At 36.1% G+C, this 20,061-nt stretch carries 14 protein-coding genes and 1 tRNA gene; 13 read left to right on the top strand and 2 right to left on the bottom strand.

All coding sequences use genetic code 11. The annotated features are described in order from the left end of the window. Positions 1-272 precede the first annotated feature (272 nt). A tRNA-Gln gene (locus AABL85_RS12130) sits at positions 273-343 on the bottom strand. A 183-nt stretch (positions 344-526) separates the two neighbouring features. On the opposite strand from AABL85_RS12130, the gene AABL85_RS12135 reads away from it, so the two are divergent. The 12 genes from AABL85_RS12135 (at position 527) to AABL85_RS12190 (ending at position 17,706) form a co-directional block, all read left to right on the top strand. Then, complete coding sequence (locus AABL85_RS12135; protein ID WP_341310287.1) at positions 527-3,730, top strand: DUF2723 domain-containing protein; 3,204 nt, start codon at positions 527-529, stop codon at positions 3,728-3,730. A gap of 76 nt (positions 3,731-3,806) precedes the next feature. Continuing rightward, complete coding sequence (gene thiL / locus AABL85_RS12140; RefSeq protein WP_041894723.1) at positions 3,807-4,865, top strand: thiamine-phosphate kinase; 1,059 nt, start codon at positions 3,807-3,809, stop codon at positions 4,863-4,865. A 447-nt stretch (positions 4,866-5,312) separates the two neighbouring features. Beyond that, the gene (locus tag AABL85_RS12145; RefSeq protein ID WP_286415421.1) at positions 5,313-5,798 is read left to right on the top strand and encodes an acetyl-CoA carboxylase biotin carboxyl carrier protein subunit; all 486 of its coding nucleotides are present in this window, start codon (positions 5,313-5,315) and stop codon (positions 5,796-5,798) included. 2 nt (positions 5,799-5,800) lie between these two features. Next, entirely contained in the window at positions 5,801-7,240 is a 1,440-nt protein-coding gene (gene accC / locus AABL85_RS12150) for an acetyl-CoA carboxylase biotin carboxylase subunit (protein ID WP_006259843.1), read from the top strand. A gap of 6 nt (positions 7,241-7,246) precedes the next feature. Further along, entirely contained in the window at positions 7,247-8,788 is a 1,542-nt protein-coding gene (locus AABL85_RS12155; RefSeq protein ID WP_286415418.1) for an acyl-CoA carboxylase subunit beta, read from the top strand. Between the two features lie 262 nt (positions 8,789-9,050). Beyond that, entirely contained in the window at positions 9,051-9,626 is a 576-nt protein-coding gene (locus tag AABL85_RS12160) for a hypothetical protein (protein ID WP_341310288.1), read from the top strand. A 73-nt stretch (positions 9,627-9,699) separates the two neighbouring features. Then, entirely contained in the window at positions 9,700-10,395 is a 696-nt protein-coding gene (locus tag AABL85_RS12165) for a DUF2625 family protein (protein WP_341310289.1), read from the top strand. Next, complete coding sequence (locus AABL85_RS12170; protein ID WP_341310290.1) at positions 10,388-10,879, top strand: SMI1/KNR4 family protein; 492 nt, start codon at positions 10,388-10,390, stop codon at positions 10,877-10,879. Before AABL85_RS12165 ends, AABL85_RS12170 begins: the two co-directional genes overlap by 8 nt. Positions 10,880-11,028: 149 nt before the next feature. After that, a complete protein-coding gene (locus AABL85_RS12175; protein ID WP_286415414.1) occupies positions 11,029-11,514 on the top strand; it encodes a hypothetical protein in 486 nt (161 codons plus the stop codon). A 220-nt stretch (positions 11,515-11,734) separates the two neighbouring features. After that, entirely contained in the window at positions 11,735-12,088 is a 354-nt protein-coding gene (locus AABL85_RS12180) for a hypothetical protein (protein ID WP_286415412.1), read from the top strand. Positions 12,089-12,187: 99 nt separating this feature from the next. Beyond that, positions 12,188-16,537: a CusA/CzcA family heavy metal efflux RND transporter gene (locus AABL85_RS12185; protein ID WP_341310291.1), complete on the top strand. Its 4,350-nt coding sequence runs from the start codon at positions 12,188-12,190 to the stop codon at positions 16,535-16,537. 5 nt (positions 16,538-16,542) lie between these two features. Continuing rightward, positions 16,543-17,706: an efflux RND transporter periplasmic adaptor subunit gene (locus tag AABL85_RS12190; RefSeq protein WP_286415408.1), complete on the top strand. Its 1,164-nt coding sequence runs from the start codon at positions 16,543-16,545 to the stop codon at positions 17,704-17,706. 284 nt (positions 17,707-17,990) lie between these two features. Here AABL85_RS12190 and AABL85_RS12195 read toward each other — a convergent pair whose 3' ends face one another. Then, a complete protein-coding gene (locus AABL85_RS12195) occupies positions 17,991-18,368 on the bottom strand; it encodes a DUF6591 domain-containing protein (RefSeq protein WP_286415406.1) in 378 nt (125 codons plus the stop codon). A 501-nt stretch (positions 18,369-18,869) separates the two neighbouring features. Between AABL85_RS12195 and AABL85_RS12200 the strand changes: the two genes are divergently transcribed. Further along, the gene (locus tag AABL85_RS12200; RefSeq protein WP_341310292.1) at positions 18,870-20,033 is read left to right on the top strand and encodes a histidinol-phosphate transaminase; all 1,164 of its coding nucleotides are present in this window, start codon (positions 18,870-18,872) and stop codon (positions 20,031-20,033) included. Positions 20,034-20,061: the final 28 nt, after the last annotated feature.

A 20,061-nucleotide genomic window follows, 5' to 3' on the forward strand; every position in this document is an offset into this window, starting at 1 on the left:
CTAGAACGACTGAACCAAAATCAGCTGTGTTACCATTACACCATAGGCCAATACCACTTCATTACTTTGGCATAATTACTTCAGTAATGCGGATGCAAAATTAGCACATTTTTTGATTCTTCCAAATATAAAATATCTTTTTTAATCACTCTCAACCCCCTATTTCGCTAAGATACTCATAGTCAAGACGGAGTATTAAAAAATTTAACATTTTATTTTTTGCATACAATTAAAATAAAAAAAGCCTCTTGAAAAATCAAGAGGCTTTTCTGTTGGCCTACTAGGACTCGAACCTAGAACGACTGAACCAAAATCAGCTGTGTTACCATTACACCATAGGCCAATACCTTTTTTACATACCGTAAAGCGTAATTACTTCATCAATGCGGATGCAAAAGTATAACTATTTTTATAATCTCCAAACTTTTCTTTCAAAAAAATTAATTTTTTCTAATTCCTTCATGCAACACAAAAAAAATCTTTTCTTTGTATATACAATCTGATAAAATATCTAGTAATTACAAATATGTTGACATTCAATTACAAGAAGTGGAATGTTATAGGAGGATGGCTATGTTTTGCTATCGCTCTATTAACTTATACGCTAACAGTAGAGCCTACAGTGAGCTTCTGGGATCCTGGAGAATATATTGCTACCTCTGCTAAACTACAAGTAGGACACCCTCCTGGGGCACCTTTTTATCAAATGTTAGGAGCTTTCTTCTCGATGTTTGCTACCTCTCCAGATAAAGTTGCCTTAATGGTGAACATGGTCGCTGTTATTTCCAGCGCGTTTACCATTCTTTTTATGTTCTGGACATTATCTAACTTACTTAAAAAAATCGTCGTTGCTAAAAGTGAGTGGACGAACCCTAACGCCATCGTTGTTTTAGGTAGTGCTGCTGTTGGTTCATTAGCCTTTACATTCACAGATAGTTTTTGGTTTAATGCTGTAGAGTCTGAAGTATATGCTTCTGCGATGTTTCTAACATCACTTCTATTGTACTTAGGTATAAGATGGTACGATGATATCAACACTCCTAAAGGTAATCGTTGGCTATTATTGATAGGATTAGTTATCGGAGCTTCATTTGGAGTCCACCTAATGGCTTTATTGACAGTCCCATCTATCGCATTACTATATTTCTTTAAAAGATACCAGAAAGTAACAATCAAAAACTTTATCATAGCTAATGTCGCTGCTATAGGAGTATTATTCTTCCTTTTTGCTTTCTTATTCCCTAAGACCTTAGCCTTATTTGGTAAGACAGAGATCTTTATGGTGAACTCAATAGGAATGCCATTTAACAGTGGAACTATATTTGCCTTCTTATTGATTGTTGCCTTCTTTGTATTCGGATTGAGATACACAGAGAAGAAGAATAAAATAATGGCAAACACACTTATCCTAACACTTCTTTTTGTATTTGTTGGATTGACGAGTTGGATAATGTTGCCTATCCGTGCTAATGCAAAAGTAGTGATCAATGAGAACACGCCTTCTGATGCTTCAGAGCTATTAGCATACTACCAACGTGAACAGTATGGGGAAGAAAGTATCTATTACGACTCTTACTTCACTAAAAAATATGTAGGATTAGATAAAAACAATCCTTGGAAAGACGAGAAACCAAACTACGAAAGAAACTACCAAACAGGTAAGTATGAAATCGTAAATGAATATAAAAACGCAGGACAAAACTTCGATAGCACTCATAAAGGATTCCTTCCTAGACTGTGGAGTACTGATAAGAATCACCGTGTTAACTATATGCGTTACACTAAGCCTTTAGACTTTAAGGTATCTTCTCAATATGCTGGAACAAAAGAGTTAGAAGAATTAGTATCTGGAGTAAAACAAGGTCTTGCTAGTGGAGAAATTGATTATGACGGACTTGATAAATTCCTAGATCAATATGGAGAATACCTAGAAATCGAAGTTCCTTCATTCGCTAGTAACATCGGCTTTATGTTTGACTACCAATTCGGATATATGTTCTGGCGTTACCTAATGTGGAACTTCGCAGGGAGACAAGATGATGTACAAGGTCAAGGTGACTTACAACACGGTAACTGGATTAGTGGTATCAAATTCTTAGACGAAATACGCTTAGGATCTCAAGATAACTTACCTTCAGACACATTAGAAAACAAAGGTAGAAACACTTATTTCTTCTTACCTTTTATACTTGGGCTTATCGGTATTGTATTCCACTATCGCAAAGACCCTAAGATGTTTTGGGTATTATTAGTGTTATTCCTATTTACAAGTTTTGCACTTAAAATATTCTTGAACGAGCGCCCATTCGAACCTCGTGAACGTGACTATGCTGTAGTACCAGCATTCTATGTATTCGCGATGTGGATAGGATTCGGAGTATACGCTATCTTCGACGGACTTAAAAAATATGTACAACCAAAAATAGCTGGTCCAGCTGTTCTAGTTGTATCATTATTCGCAGCTCCTGTATTATTAGCACAACAAAACTGGGATGACCACGACCGTTCAGATCGTTATACAGCCCTTGCTAATGCTAGAGCATATTTAGATTCATGTGATCCGAATGCGATCTTATTTACTATTGGAGATAACGATACATTCCCACTGTGGTATCTACAAGATGTAGAAGGATACAGAACAGACGTAAGAGTAGTATGTACGAGTTTACTTCCATTAGACTGGTATATTGACCAGATGAGAGCAAAAGCGTATGACTCAGAGCCTCTACCGATCTCCTTCACACACGATCAATATGTAGGTAATAAAAGAGATGCTATCATCGTAAACAAGATGATCGAAGAAAGAATAGACATCAACTCTCTTCTTAACTTCATTAAATCTGATGACGATAGAACAAAGATTAAGACAGAGGCAGGAACTACATTGTATATCGCTCCTACTAATCAAATCAGAATACCTGTAGATAGTGCTAATATCGCGAAACACAATATCGTATCTCCTCACTTAAGAAAAGATATATTACCTTATCTGGACATTGATATTAAAGATCAAGCTATTTATAAGCACCGCCTTATCATGCTAGATATAGTAGCTAATAATAACTGGGAAAGACCTATATACTTCTCTGGAGGTAGCTGGGGAGATGATGATTTCATCTGGATGAAAGACTACTTGCAGTTAAGCGGTTTAGTATACAAACTAGTTCCTCTGAAATCTGCTACAAAGAGCTCTCATCCGCTAGACAGAGGCTCTATAGACGCAGATAGAATGTATGATATCGTAACGAAGTGGTACTGGGGCAATATGGGAAGTGATAAAATCTATCACGATCCTCAGACTAGACGTAATGCATTGAGCTACCGTATCAACCTTGCTAGACTGATGGAACAGTTATTACTAGAAGGTAAAGAAGAGAAAGCGAAGAAAGTTATCGATATAGCGATGACGAATATGCCGATCAAATACTATGGTTTATACGAAGTAGTACATCCATTCGTAGAAGGTTCTTATAAAGTTGGCGAAAAAGAAAATGCTCGTCAAATGGCTAAAGAATTAATTCAAAAATCTCAAGAAGCACTTACTTACTATAAAGGCCTTGAGATAAATGATATCGAATACTATGCTAGAGAGATCATTACTGAAATAGAAATATGGCGCTCTCTGTTACAAATAATAGAAGAAGAAGACCCTAGCTACTACGCTAGTCTAGTACCGGACTTCAATACATATAATGGCTATTTTAAATATTTTAAAAGAGCTAACTTATAGTTTAAAAGGCGATAGAAATAAATCTATCGCCTTTTCTTTTTACCTTTGCATTACTTTAAAATAAAGCAGATATAAGATGATCGAGAATAAAAATCAATCTAAGACAGATATAGGACATTTAGGTGAGTTTGGATTAATAGAACATTTAACACAAAACTTTACAATAGAAAACGAGAGTACAACTAAAGGCATTGGAGATGACGCTGCAGTATTGTCTTTTGGAGAAGATAAAGTAGTTGTTTCTACAGATTTATTAATCGAAGGAGTACACTTTGACCTTGCATACTCTCCTCTTAAGCATTTAGGATACAAAGCTGTAGTAGTAAACCTATCTGATATCTGTGCGATGAATGCCGTACCTACACAGATCACAGTATCTATCGCAGTGTCTAATCGTTTTCCACTAGAAGCTCTAGATGAGTTATACGAAGGCATCGCCTTAGCGTGTAAGTATTATAAAGTAGACTTAGTGGGTGGAGATACTACCTCATCACAAAAAGGGTTAATTATAAGCGTGACAGCTATTGGTAAAGCTAAAGAAGAAGAATTAGTGTACCGCAGTGGCGCGAATGACAATGACTTATTAGTGGTAACAGGTGATATAGGATCTGCTTATATGGGATTGCAAATCCTAGAGCGTGAGAAACAAGTATTCTTAGTAAACCCTAATAATCAGCCTGACTTATCTATCTACGAATACATCATCGAAAGACAGTTAAAACCAGAGGCGAGAACAGATATCAAACAGCTATTAGCAGATCTAGGTGTAAAACCTACAGCGATGATAGACATCTCTGATGGCTTATCTTCTGAAATCATGCATATTTGCAAAAGTTCTAAAGTAGGATGTAATCTATATGAAGAGAAGCTTCCTTTAGATCCTCAGTTTATGAACACTTGCGAAGAGTTTAATATCGATGCTACTACGATGGCTATCAATGGTGGAGAAGATTATGAACTGTTATTCACTATTAAAATGGAAGACTTTGACAAAATCAAGGGTAATCCAAACTTAACAGTGATAGGTCACACAACGCAAGAGAGTGAAGGTGTTCATCTTATCTCAAGAGCAAACACTAAAATTCCTTTAAAATCAAGAGGATGGAATCCTTTAGAAAACAAAGACGAAGAATAATAACTATTACAAAAGGTAATTTCTAACTAGAGATTACCTTTTTCTTTTTATACTAGCCTTTACCCTCCCTCTACATTCTTTTCACACTTCCTCCAGACTAGTTTTACACCTTAGCACACTTAGTATCTTATCCCTCCATAATTACTCCGTTGTTTAGCACAAAATAACGGAATCACTACAGACTCATAACGGACTCACTACGGACTCAAGTACAATAAGACCCAATGCCAAATAGAGCAAATTAGCTTAACAGAACCAGTGTATACGAATCTCCCCGAATACCCTGTAACCTCTTTTATTTTATTTATTTACAGTCTGGATCAACCAAAATTATTGTAAAAAAACAATATTTCCACCATAGTGTAGTAAAAAATTAAATTATCAATAAATATTATTTATATATCACACATTTAATTATATTTACGAATACCAAAAACTAAAAATATAATGAATAAAACGTATCAATTAAAAGTGAATGCTGATACTGTTTTTGAAAGTGAAGATTTATTACAAGGAGACATCAATGTATCTCGTGTAAATGAATCTACATATCACGTACTCAAAAACAGCAGATCTTATGACGTGGAAATACTTGAGAACCACTTTACAGACAAAAACTATACTGTAAATGTCAACGGAAATAGCTATTCTGTCAATATCCAAACCGAACTCGATAAGCTAATCAATCAATTAGGCTTCTCCTTAAACTCTACTAAGCAGGTTAATTCTATCAAGGCTCCTATGCCTGGTCTTATCCTAGATATTTTGGTAACTGTAGGGCAAGAAGTAGCTGAAAATGACAACTTACTAATCTTAGAAGCTATGAAGATGGAGAACAACTTATCTTCTCCTAGAGCTGGGATTATTAAGTCTATCAACGTGACCAAAGGTGCCACTGTTGATAAAGGATTAGTGTTAATTGAATTCGAATAAAGATGAAAAAAATATTAGTTGCCAACCGTGGCGAAATAGCTGTACGTATTATGACTACAGCTAAAAAAATGGGGATTAAGACAGTAGCTGTGTACTCTACTGTTGATCGTAATGCTCCACACGTACGTATGGCTGATGAAGCTGTATGTATCGGAGAGGCTCCTTCTAACCAATCTTATTTATTAGGAGATAAAATATTAGAAGTAGCAAAATCATTAAATGTAGATGGTATCCACCCAGGATATGGATTCTTAAGTGAGAACTCTAACTTCGCTTTAGCCTGTAATGCTGCTGGGATTACCTTTATCGGCCCAGATACACACGCTATAGAAGTAATGGGTAATAAACTAGCTGCTAAAGAAACCGTAAAAGACTATAACATCCCTATGGTACCAGGTCTAGATGAAGCTATCACTGACGTAGCCAAAGCTAAACAAGTAGCTAAAGAAATTGGCTTCCCTATCTTAATCAAAGCTGCTGCTGGTGGTGGTGGAAAAGGGATGCGTATCGTAGAAAAAGAAGAAGAATTTGAAAGTCAAATGCAACGCGCTATTTCTGAAGCAACCAATGCTTTTGGAGATGGTTCTGTTTTCATTGAGAAATATATAGGTTCGCCTAGACACATTGAGATACAAGTGTTAGCGGATAAACACGGTAACGTAGTTCACTTATTTGAAAGAGAATGCAGTATTCAACGTCGCCACCAAAAAGTAATAGAAGAAGCTCCTTCTGCTGTACTAACTCCTGAAGTGCGTAAAGCTATGGGAGAAGCCGCTATTAAGGTAGCCAAATCTTGTGATTATGTAGGAGCTGGTACGGTAGAATTCTTAATAGATGAACACCTTAATTTCTACTTCTTAGAGATGAACACTCGTCTACAAGTAGAGCATCCTGTCTCGGAATTAATCACTGGATTAGACCTAGTAGAGATGCAAATCAAGGTAGCTCGTGGAGAGAAGCTTCCTTTTACACAAGAAGATTTAGAGATCAAAGGACATGCTATGGAACTTCGTATCTATGCCGAAGACCCTCTAAATGATTTCTTACCTAGTGTAGGAAACTTAGAAATCTATCAACTACCTACTGGAGAGGGTATCCGTGTAGATAACGGTATAGAAGAAGGAATGGATGTACCTATCTACTATGACCCGATGTTAGCCAAGTTAATTACTTATGGGCAGACACGTGAGGAGGCTATAGAGATAATGATCGAAGCCATTAAAGCATATAAGGTAAAAGGTATCAGTACGACATTGCCATTCGGTAAGTTCGTAATGGAACACAATGCTTTTAGAGAAGGTCATTTTGACACAAACTTCGTGAAAAAATACTACAATGCTGATCTAATCAAAGAAGAGTATAAAGATGAAGCAGAGATAGCAGCATACCTTGCGCTACAAATGTATTTAGAAGACCAAAAACAACTTCGATTACCAAACTAAGAACCTATGAATCCGAAAATAAACAAATTACAAGAAATACAAGCCCAAGCTAAACTAGGCGGAGGGCAAAAAAGAATAGATACACAACACAGCAAAGGAAAACTTACTGCTCGTGAACGTGTAGAATACCTACTAGACGAAGGTTCATTTGAAGAGATCGGTATGCTAGTGACGCACCGTACGACTGACTTCGGTATGGATAAAGAAGTATATCACGGAGATGGTGTAGTGACTGGGTACGGAACGATCAACGGTCGCTTAGTCTATGTATTCGCACAAGACTTTACCGTATTCGGAGGAGCACTTTCTGAAACTCATGCAGAGAAAATCTGTAAAGTAATGGATATGGCACTTAAAATGGGCGCGCCCATGATAGGACTAAACGATTCTGGAGGAGCACGTATACAAGAGGGTGTAAGATCATTAGGTGGATATGCAGATATCTTTTACCGCAATGTACAAGCATCTGGTGTGATACCTCAGCTATCTGCTATTATGGGGCCATGTGCTGGAGGAGCAGTATATTCTCCTGCGATGACTGACTTCACGATGATGGTAGAAGGTTCTAGTTATATGTTTGTAACAGGGCCTAACGTTGTAAAAACAGTGACTAACGAAGAGGTGACTTCAGAAGAATTAGGAGGAGCGAGTACTCACTCTACGAAGTCTGGAGTAGCTCATACTACCTCTCCTAATGATGTAGCGTGTCTAGAGGACGTGAAAACGTTACTATCTTATATGCCTCAAAACAATATGGAGAAGCCAATGAGTCTTCCATATACCATAGGTGAAGAGTATAGATATGAGCTAGATGAGATAGTACCTGAGAGCTCTAATAAGCCTTATGATATGAAAGAGGTAATTAATCATATCATAGATGAAGGTTCTTTCTTCGAAATACACAAAGACTACGCTGAGAATATCGTAGTAGGTTTCGCTAGACTAGGAGGCAAAAGTGTAGGTATTGTGGCTAATAATCCTATGTTCTTAGCAGGATGTTTAGATGTAAACAGCTCTATTAAAGCCGCTCGTTTCACTAGATTCTGCGATGCTTTTAATATTCCTCTATTAGTCTTAGTAGATGTACCTGGATTCTTACCTGGTACAGATCAGGAGTGGAATGGCATCATCGTACACGGTGCAAAGTTACTGTATGCATTAAGTGAAGCTACAGTGCCTAAAGTAACTGTGATTACTCGTAAAGCCTATGGAGGTGCTTATGATGTGATGAACTCTAAACACATCGGAGCAGATATGAACTTTGCTTGGCCAAATGCCGAAATTGCAGTAATGGGAGCTAAAGGGGCTAGTGAGATTATCTTTAAGAAAGAAATAGCAGAAGCAGCAGATCCTGCAGCAAAATTAGCTGAGAAAGAAGCTGAATATGCAGATAAATTTGCTACTCCATACAGAGCAGCACAACGAGGATTCATTGATGAAGTAATTCTTCCTCATGACACTCGTAGAAAACTGCTTAAGGCATTCTCTATGTTAGAACATAAAGAAGTAAATATGCCAAACAGAAAACACGGAAATATTCCTCTTTAATAAATTCAACAGCCCTTTAGTCAGATAGCTAAAGGGCTTTTTTTATCTACTTCTCCCTCTCTACTCAAAGGCATTCTATTCCCTAATCCTTACTCTCTTATTTCTTAAAAAAACACCTTTAAAATTAACAGCAAAGAAATAAAAAAGAACAATCACTATTATTTTAGCCAAAAAGAGTTAATTAAATATTTATTTTTAAATATATAAGTATATTTTATTTATTAAATAAAACCTATATTTGATCTAATAAAATATAGCCACTATGGAAGATAATAAAAACCTAGAAGGAAAGAAAGCTTCTGAACATACAGAGCATACTCCTCCTCCCGTACCTTCATCTGAAGAAGCTAAACACGAAGAATCAATTGTTGATAAAGTAACTTCATCTATCGAAGAGACAGTAGATAACATCGAGAAAGAAGTTGTTGAACCAATCGTTGAAACGATAAAAGAAGAAGTTGTTGAGCCTGTAGTAGAGGCAGCAAAAGAACTTGAGAGAGAAATAGAGCAAGAAGTTAGATCTACACCTCCTCCTCCACAGTCAAACTATAATCAACAAGGATACAATCAACAACAAGCTTATTATCCTCCTGTAGTTCCAGAGAAAAATAATCTTGGATTAGCAGGATTTATCTTGGCTATTGTTGCTATTCTTCTGTTTTGGCTTCCTTTTATAAATGGAATATGCTGGTTATTAGGGTTAATCTTCTCTGCAATCGGAGTATTTAGAAAGCCTAAAGGATTAGCTATAGCTGGTTTAGTGATTTCATTAATAGGTGTTATTCTCTTTATATTGACACTAACTCTTTTTGCTACAGCAGCAGTTTTAGGTAGTTAAACATATATACATACTTTATAAAAAGGTTGTCTAAATAGACAACCTTTTTTTGTATTTTGCCAAAAAATAAAACATGAAATCACTTGCTGATTTAATAAACACAGAAGAACCAGGAATTGCCCTTATCAATGAATGGCTAAACGATGCAGTAAGACCAATAGCATTATTGCCTCAATATAATAAAGAGATAGCTGAAGAAGCTCTCTTACAACTTCAAGTAACAACACGTTCTCCATTAGGAGCAATAGTATATGAGACTGGAGGGCTACTAATAGACAACGGATGGATCAGAGTACTAGGTGGAGGAACAGAAACACTACCTTCTAGTTATCAATGGAACAAAGGCAAAACAATAGATCAAAACAATCAATCTAATGGCTACTACATTGTCGCGTTAGATGTATTAGGTGGTTATTTCTGTATCAATAGTGGAGGTCTAGGAGAGGACATTGGTAAGGTATATTACTTTGCGCCTGATACATTAGACTTTGAGTCGCTTGATATCAGTTATTCAGATTTAATTTATTTTTTCATAGCTGGTAATGTAGATCAGTTTTATCAAGACTTTAGATGGAATACATGGAAAGAAGATATAGCACAACTTCCGTTAGATCAGGCTTTACATATCTTCCCTCCTTTGTGGACTAAAGAAGGAAAGCAGATTGATTCTACTTCTATCAATCCTGTTGCGATTGAAGAATTGTATCAAATCAATAAAGACTTTAAAGAAGGTTTAAATAAAATAGAAGATAAATATATAGATGAATAAATTCAATCATTACACCGTCAAACCTAATATCCATACACAATCCACAGAACTAGTATTGCCTTCTGTCGAGGATATCAACAATTGTGAACAACTACTAGACTTCCGCTTTGAAGAAGATTATAAGACCTATATTTTACAATATGGGGTAGGTATACTAGGAGGTACATATATCCGTATCTATGCTCCTAATCGAATTGTTGCAGAGAGAAAAGAATGGTTAGAACGAGTAACACAATACTACTTCTGGGATGATGGCAAAGATGTATTAACTAAAGAACAGGTATTAGAAGGGGTTTGCATAGGAGATACTTTTGATGGAGATGAGATTATATTCTATAACAATACCTATTTTGTATTGCCTAGATATGAAGAGAACATCTATGCTTTAGGAAATAATCTGTATGAAGCTATAGAATGGCTTTGCTCAAAAGGAATACTAACTGAGGCATTTCCAGAAAGAGAGTTTGAACCTTTTAATGAATAAGAACTACTAGCGATAATCTTAGCATAATATTTGTGTTAGTATTAATCTATACAAAGGCTTATTTTAACTTTTAAGCCTTTTATTTTTACTTAATTTACAGTAATTTAGTTAGGGATTCTAGGAATGATATAAACGCTTAACCATTATATATGCAAGACAAAATAACACTTTTAGAGAAGTACTTCGAAACAGGTCTATACGAAGATTTTCACTCTTTACAGAGCGATTTAGTGATCTGGGTAGATTGGAGTGATTACGATGATGCAATAGTAGAATATATAGAAACATGTCTTCAGACAGGGCATCTATCAGCGTCTATAGAAGACCTACCAAATGAACAACTACAGCTAAAGGTAAATTATGATAATAAGGTTCATACTCATATCATTGTAGATAGAGATGATACGATTATATGGCTTAACAGTATATTACAACCTGATTATGAAATTCGCTTTTGCAAAATATCAGATGGATCAGATACATTAGCATTCTTACCATTAACTAGAGAACATTGGAGACAATTAGAAACTATCTATACCTTAGAAAAAATAGAAGAACACTTTGAAGCTATTCACAGTGATTCAGTTTTCTTCAATAAGGAATATGACTTTGACGAAGATAGTTTTTTATCATAAAAATACTAAGCACCTACACTTTAGAGATAGGTGCTTTTTTTGTATCTGTTTCTAGTAATTCTATACTTTATTAAAATCTTATTAGAACTTAACAGTATATTTACTTTGAATAAATACAAATTACTATCTTGCGTCACAATTATACAAGTAATTAGTAACTTTGTATTAGTCAATTCACAAACAACCAATTAAAGTGAAAAGAAAAATAGCAATATTTCTTATGGCACTCTTTTTAATTTCGACAACTGAGCTAGGTCAGGTGTTGAAGTTTCCTCTATTGGTTGAACATTATATTGAGCATACGACAAGTAATCCAGATTTATCTATTTGGGGATTCTTACAGATACATTACAGTGAAAGTCATAAAGAAGAAGGAGATCCTATGGATGAGAAGCTTCCTTTTGTTACACATACACATTTTGTCAGCATAATAGGTATCGTTACCCCTACTCCTATTCTAAAAATAGACCGTATTAAGTTTAATATACTTGATAATAAAATACACGCTTTCAACGAAGATGAAGTTGAGAGCAATTACCTATCCTCTATTTGGCAACCGCCTAAATACTGTTAATACCTTATCGCAAAGAATAAGTTAGCTTTCTGTGTATTTATACATGGAGAAGTTAGCTATACCTATCACGCAATTTTAACGTATTAACAGACTAGAATCATGTTAAATAAAATAATTGAGTTTTCTGTAAAGAATAAACTCATCATTGGGCTATTTGTATTAGCTCTAATCGGTGTTGGTATCTATCAGACATCTAAACTACCTATTGATGCTGTGCCTGATATCACAGATAACCAAGTACAAGTCATTACAGTTGCCCCTTCTTATGGAGCTACAGATATAGAGCGATTAGTAACCTTCCCTATAGAACAAGCGAATAGTAATATTCCAGGAATTAAGAATATGAGAAGTTTCTCTCGTTTCGGATTATCGCTAGTGACTATTGTATTTGACGAAGACGTAGATATCTATTGGGCAAGACAACAAGTAGGAGAACGCTTAAATCAAATTAAAGCAGATATCCCACAAGATATTGGACAACCAGAACTAGGTCCTATATCTACAGGACTAGGAGAAATATACCAGTATGTAGTAAGACCATTAGAAGGATATGAAGACAAGTTTGACCTTACAGAACTGAGATCAATACAAGATTGGATTGTACGCCGTCAATTACTCTCTGTTAAAGGAGTAGCCGAAGTCAGCAGCTTTGGAGGAAAACTAAAACAGTATGAAATAGCCGTTAATTCCAACAAACTAGACGCCTATGGCATTACGATTAACGATGTGTTCTCTGCTCTAGAAAACAACAATGAGAATACAGGAGGAGCTTATATAGAAAAAGGGCCAACTGTACTATATATACGCACAGAAGGATTAGTAGCCACTATAGAGGATATTGAGAACATAGCTATAACCTCTAAGAATACTGAACTACCTCTTCTAATAAGAGATGTAGCTAAAGTACAGATAGGACATGCTACACGATATGGCGCCATGACTTATAATGATAAAGGCGAAGTATCAGGTGCTGTCGTAATGATGCTTAAAGGAGAAAACAGTAATGATGTCATCAAAAATGTCAAAGAAAAAGTAGCTGAAATCCAAAAGACTTTACCTGAAGGCGTTGTTATAGAACCTTTCCTTGATCGTACTAAAATGGTTAATAATGCCATTGGTACTGTAGAGACCAATCTAACTGAAGGAGCCCTTATCGTCGTATTTGTACTAGTCCTATTCTTAGGAAATATGAGAGCAGGACTACTAGTGGCCTCTATTATACCCCTAGCGATGTTATTTGCTATTTGTATGATGAATCTTTTCGGAGTAAGTGGTAATCTAATGAGTTTGGGTGCTCTAGACTTTGGATTAATAATAGATGGAGCAGTTATTATTGTAGAAGCTGTCCTCCATCAGTTCTCCCATAACGCCAGGTATAAATCAATGAATAGACTGTCTCAAGAAGATATGAATAAGACTGTAGTACACTCAGCATCTAAGATGATGAACAGTGCAGTCTTTGGTCAGATTATCATTCTTATCGTATACATCCCTATTCTTACATTAGAAGGTATCGAAGGTAAAATGTTTAAACCTATGGCTCAGACAGTAGCCTTCGCCTTATTAGGAGCATTCTTATTATCATTAACGTATGTACCAATGATGAGCTCTCTAATTATGAGCCGAAAAGTAACTCATAAACCTAACTTCTCTGAAAGAGTAATAGCTAAACTAGAGAAGTTCTATCAAAAATGTCTTGTCAAAGTATTAGAAATACCAAAAACAATCTATGCTATTGTAGGAGTCCTATTTGCTATTGCCCTATACGTCTTATCTACTTTAGGAGGTGAGTTCATTCCTTCCCTTGAAGAAGGAGACTTTGCAGTAGACACAAAAGTACTAAATGGAAGTACATTAACCACCACAATAGAAAGTACACAAAAGACTGCACATATCCTTAAATCACGCTTCCCTGAAGTAGAGAAAGTAGTGACTAAGATCGGTAGTGCAGAAGTACCTACAGATCCTATGCCTATGGACGCTAGTGATATGATGGTTATCCTAAAAGACAAGAAGGAATGGACATCAGCAAAGACTTTTCCAGAACTAGCAGAGAAGATGACTAAAGCATTAGAAGAAGTACCAGGTGTAACTGTAGGGTTCCAATTCCCTGTACAAATGCGTTTCAACGAACTAATGACAGGTGCTAGACAGGATGTCGTAGTCAAAGTATTCGGTGAAGACCTTGATCAATTAGCTGAAATAGCAGGCAAGATAGGTAATATAGCCAATGGTGTAAAAGGAGCTACTAACCTATATGTAGAACCTGTAACAGGAATGCCGCAATTAATGATTGAGTATAATCGTCCTGCTATTGCGCGTTACAGACTATCCATAGCAGAGATTAATAGAATAGTCAATTCTTCACTAGCCGGTCAGAGCACAGGTATGGTGTATGAAGGAGAAAAGCGCTTTGACATGGTTGTTCGTATGGATGAGACCAATCGAAAAAACTTATCTGATATCGAAAATCTCTTAATACCTACTCCTTTAGGTAATCAAGTTCCGTTAAATCAATTAGCGAATGTAGAAATAAAAGAAGGCCCTAATCAAATCCAACGTGAGAATGCACAGCGTAGAATATTCGTAGGATTTAATATAAAAGATCGAGATGTACAGAGTATAGTAGAAGAGCTACAAGAAAAAGTAGAAGCGCAAATCAAACTACCTACAGGTTATCAAATTACCTATGGAGGACAATTCGAAAACTTAAACGAAGCAAAAGAGCGATTAGCCATAGCAGTTCCCTTAGCACTTGTCTTGATATTTCTATTGTTGTTCTTTGCCTTTAGAGATATCAGAGAGTGTTTAATGATCTTTACAGCCATCCCCCTTTCTATCATCGGAGGTGTATTCCTATTAGCACTTAGAGGCATGCCGTTCAGTATTAGTGCAGGAGTGGGCTTCATAGCTCTATTTGGTGTAGCTGTTCTAAACGGGATAGTACTTATTGCTGAATTTAATAGACTTCAGAAATCTGGAATAAAAAACATCGTATTCATCGTAGTTAGAGGAGCTAAATCTAGACTACGCCCAGTACTGATGACTGCCTGTGTAGCATCCTTTGGTTTCTTACCTATGGCATTGAGTAACGGTGCAGGAGCAGAAGTACAGCGCCCATTAGCAACAGTAGTAATCGGAGGTTTAATGTTAGCTACATTCCTTACCCTATTTATACTACCGTTGTTATATATCACATTTGAACAAAAATTACACTTCAGCTTTATGAAAAAGAAAAAAGCGATAACAGCTATTGCTATCTTTTTAGGACTAGGTCTTTCTGCTCAGGCACAGACACCTATCAGCCTAGAGAATGCCCTAGCCCAAGCGATAGAGAATAACAGTACTATCCGTGCAGAAAAACTAAAAACAGAATATGCTAAAGCATTTATTAGAACAGCCACAGATATACAACAAACAACGATCACAGGAGAGTTTGGACAGATAAACGGTCCTTATACGGACAATAAATTCTCTATTGCTCAGGACTTTGCTTTTCCTACGGTATATAATAAACAGAAGAACGTGTACAAAGCCGAACATCGACAAAGCATCTATAACCTTAACCTAAAAGGATATGAACTAAAGAAAACAGTCACGCAGAGCTTCTATGATTTTATCTATTGGCAAGAGAAAGAGGCACTATTACTACGTGCAGACAGTCTGTACGCTAATTTCTACAGCAAGGCTACTCTTCGTCTACAAAAAGGGGAGAGTAATATCTTAGAAAAAACAATGGCTCAGAATCAACAACTAAGTATTCAAGCACAATTAGGTGAAGTACAAAAAACAAAGCAGTTAATCCAACTTCAGCTCCAGTATTTACTAAATACATCTGAGAACATCATTCCTATTTTAGAACAGAAAAAGTTAGACCTATCTAGTCTAGAAAGTGACTTAGAGAATAACCCTGTGCTACAATTGATAGAAAATCAAAAGATAATTGCACAAGAACAAACTAAACTAGAACGCTCTAAACAACTCCCTAACCTACAAGCCGCTTATCATAACAGTAGCTTTATGGGAATGGCTGCTAACGATGTATACTACGACAGAAATAATCGTTTCCACTCCTTTCAGGTAGGCATCTCACTACCCTTATTCACTAGTGGGCAGCGAGGTCGTATTAAAAGTGCCAAAGTAGCAGAAGAAGTAGCAGAAGCAGAATACGTGATGACTAGAGATCTTATGAACTCACGTTATCAACAGTTGTTAATAGCACATCAGAATAACCAAGATATTCTAAATAAATATGAGAGTTTCTCTTTTGATAATTCTGATACAATTACGAAAACAGCCCAATTACAATTCATCAACGGAGATATCAACTATCTAGAATATGTAATGCTGATCAACCAAGCTTTAGAAACTGTCAATAAGTACTTAGATACACTGAAAATGTACAATGACAATATCATCCAGATTAACTACTTAACTTCTAATAATTAATAATCATGTTATCTAAATATATCAATACCAAATACTTTGTTCTAGCACTTGCCTTAGGGAGTATCACACTATTCACACAATGCAAAACAGAGCCAAAAGAAGAAGATCCTATCTCTACCACAGATGAAGACACTACCACTGTACATCTAACTGATGCACAGATGAAGAATACAACTATAGAAACGGGCTCTCTGACTGAGCGCAAAATAGCGACAACGCTAAAGCTAAATGGTAAGATAGATGTACCACCACAGAACCTCATCTCCATAACTAACCCTCTCGGTGGCTACCTTAAGAGTACTAAGTTATTACCAGGTATGCATATCAAAAAGGGTGAGCTAATCGCTACGATGGAAGACCCTCAGTACATCCAATTACAGCAGAATTACTTAATCGCTAAGGACAAATACGAATTTGCAAAACTAGATTACAACCGTCAGAAAGACCTAAACGCAAGTCAAGCGAGTAGTGATAAGGTAATGCAAATCGCACAAGCAGAGATGAATAATCAACGCATCACGATGAATGCCTTAGCACAACAATTGAGCTTAATCAACATTAGCCCTGCATCACTGACTCATACTAACATCAGTCGTAGTGTGAATATATACAGTCCTATTAACGGTTTTGTGAGTAATGTTTTTGTCAATGTAGGTAAGTATGTAACTCCTTCTGATGTTATGTTCGAACTTATTAACCCTACTGACATACATCTAAATCTAAAAGTATACGAAAAAGACCTTGATAAACTAGAGATTGGACAGCGTGTAGTAAGTTATACTAACGGTGCACCTGATAAGAAATACGAAGGAGAGATTATACTAATCAGTATGGATGTAAACACAGATGGAGTCTCAGAAGTACATTGTCACTTTGAAGCTTTTGATAAGAAACTGGTTCCAGGTATGTACATGAATGCTGACATAGATACACACGCAGCTGTATCGCAAGCCTTACCTGAAGAAAGCGTTGTTTATTTTGAGAAACAAAACTTTGTTTTTATAGAAACAGCCAAACAAACTTATGAGATGACTCCTGTACAAATCGGTCCTAAAGAAGATGGATATGTACAAATAATAAACGCAGATCAATTAGCTAACAAGAAGATTGTTACTAAAGGAGCCTACACATTACTAATGAAACTGAAAAATACAGAAGAGGAAGAATAACTTCTCTTTTTATCCACTACCTAAGGGAGTATTATCTAGATAATGCTCCCTTTTGCTTTTTACGCAATAAGGAATCACTAATAAACAATATGTCAAAGAACTACACCACAAAGCTACTACTCTACTGATACCGCTTCGATGATATAGACTCTTATGACTCTATCTGACCTTATATGGTCGATAATGGTCGCAACTAATGGGACACTATAACATTAAAACCCCAATTATAAAAAAAATGCTACCCAAGAAGGATAGCATTCATATTATATCGTGATAACACCTAATTAAGGCATTAAAGCTTTTTGATATTTCTCAGCGATAGCTTGGAATCTAGCAGTTTGCTCTTTAGTGATAGTCGATGGGTCAGTTTTTTGTAACTCCTCAGCGATTTTCATTAATTCTTCACTTACTTTAGTAGCATCAGATACAGCAGCAGCGTCTCCAGCTTGTACTTTTTTCATCAAAGCGATGTGCTCATCAGCGATTTTTTCATACTTGTCTAATACTGCATCGTATCCAGAAGCAGCAGAAGCCTCTTCTTTAGCAGGTGCTTCTACTTCAGTTGTAGCAGCTTCTCCTTCTTTTGCAGTTTCTTTTTTCTCTCCACAAGCAACAGCTACCATAGCAGCCATTCCTAATACCATAAACGTGATTTTTTTCATAGTTAATTTTGTATATAATTAAACAAGCTTTAATTTATTAAGCCATACCTCTATTTACTTAATTATCATAAAGATATAACCCGATTAAAGACTAGGTAAATTTAACACAATTTAACTCACAACAAAATATTTAATAGATTTTTTTTTATTTATTACTCTCATTGACAACAAACAGCACTATTTCGCAAAATATTCACACTATCATATCAGCATCTAATCCACTATTCATAAAGGATAGCGATATTACACAGTTGCTTTTCGCTTCTAGCATCCCCCTAAAGCACTCTTACTTATGTATAAATCAACCTCTTATTTCCTATTGATTATTGCACTACCTTCAACCAAACGTCATAATACTGATGTAATTCATAAAATTATACCAAAATATTCTATTCTAAGTATCGATTATTCAATAGATATCACCTAACTTTAGTTTTTCTAAGAGCCTTATCTTCCGATTGAGGCATTTTTTATTTACATAATACAGTAATTCTATTCACTATGAACAGACGTGATTTATTAAAACTATCAGGAACGTTGTTCGCAGGAAGTATCCTTACACAAGGATTTGCAACAACACAAGCATTAGAGTCTATTGCAGACTTAGGTTTACCAACATCAGTTGAAGACCCGTTATTTTTACATTTTAACGAAAATAGCTTAGGTATATCTCCTAAAGCTAAAAATGCAATTATTGACGTTTTATCTAATGTAAATCGATATCCTGACAGTTATATAAAAGAATTACAAAGCACCATAGCTGATACCTTTAAGATGTCAGCAGCACAAGTTACCATTGGTGCTGGTTCTTCTGATTTGATCAGAGCCACAGTGAATTTACAAGTATATAAAGCAATCAAGAATGGGCATAAGGTACAACTTATCTCACCAGATCCATCGTTCTTCTTAGCTGCTAGTCATGCAGAAGGCATGGGCATTCCAGTTGTTAATGTACCGTTAGACACTACATTCTGTATGGACATTCCTAAGATGAAACAAGCTGCAGATAGCTTTGACGGTATCTCTATCATCTATCTGTGCAACCCTAATAACCCGACAGGCACATTAACTAACTCTAGTACTATTGCTGATTGGGTGACTACTGTTGATGCTGAGAAAAACTTCTTTATGGTAGACGAAGCTTATGCAGAATACATCACTGACAAAAGCTTCGTGAGTGGGACTTCTTTTATCAGAGAAGGAAGAGAGAATGTTATCGTATTGCGTACCTTCTCTAAGATATTTGCTATGGCAGGTATGAGGTTAGGATATAGTCTATCTACAGAAAGTCTAGCGAATGAATTAGTACCTTATATGGCAGTGGAGAATATCAGTACGCCTACTGCAGTAGCAGGTACTGCTTCTTTAAAGGATAATGCCTTCATCGTACACAGTAGAGCAGTGAATGCTAACTCTCTTGGTATCACCACAGAGACCTTTGAAGCATTAGGAATAGAATATCTACCTAGCCAAGGAAACTTCTTATTCCACAAGATAAAATGTGATCAACAGCAGTATATAGATGGCATGGCATCAGAAGGCATTATCGTAGGTCGTCCTTTCCCTCCCCTATTACAGTGGAGTAGAGTAACGTTAGGTACACCAGAAGAGATGAACCAATTCTTAGCTGCTATCCAAAAATTCAAGAAGAAAGGATGGGTATAACCTCATCACTAATCTCAACACGAAATAA

Origin of the sequence: Myroides odoratimimus, assembly GCF_038039805.1 — a bacterium.
Taxonomy (GTDB): Bacteria; Bacteroidota; Bacteroidia; order Flavobacteriales; family Flavobacteriaceae; genus Flavobacterium; species Flavobacterium odoratimimum_B.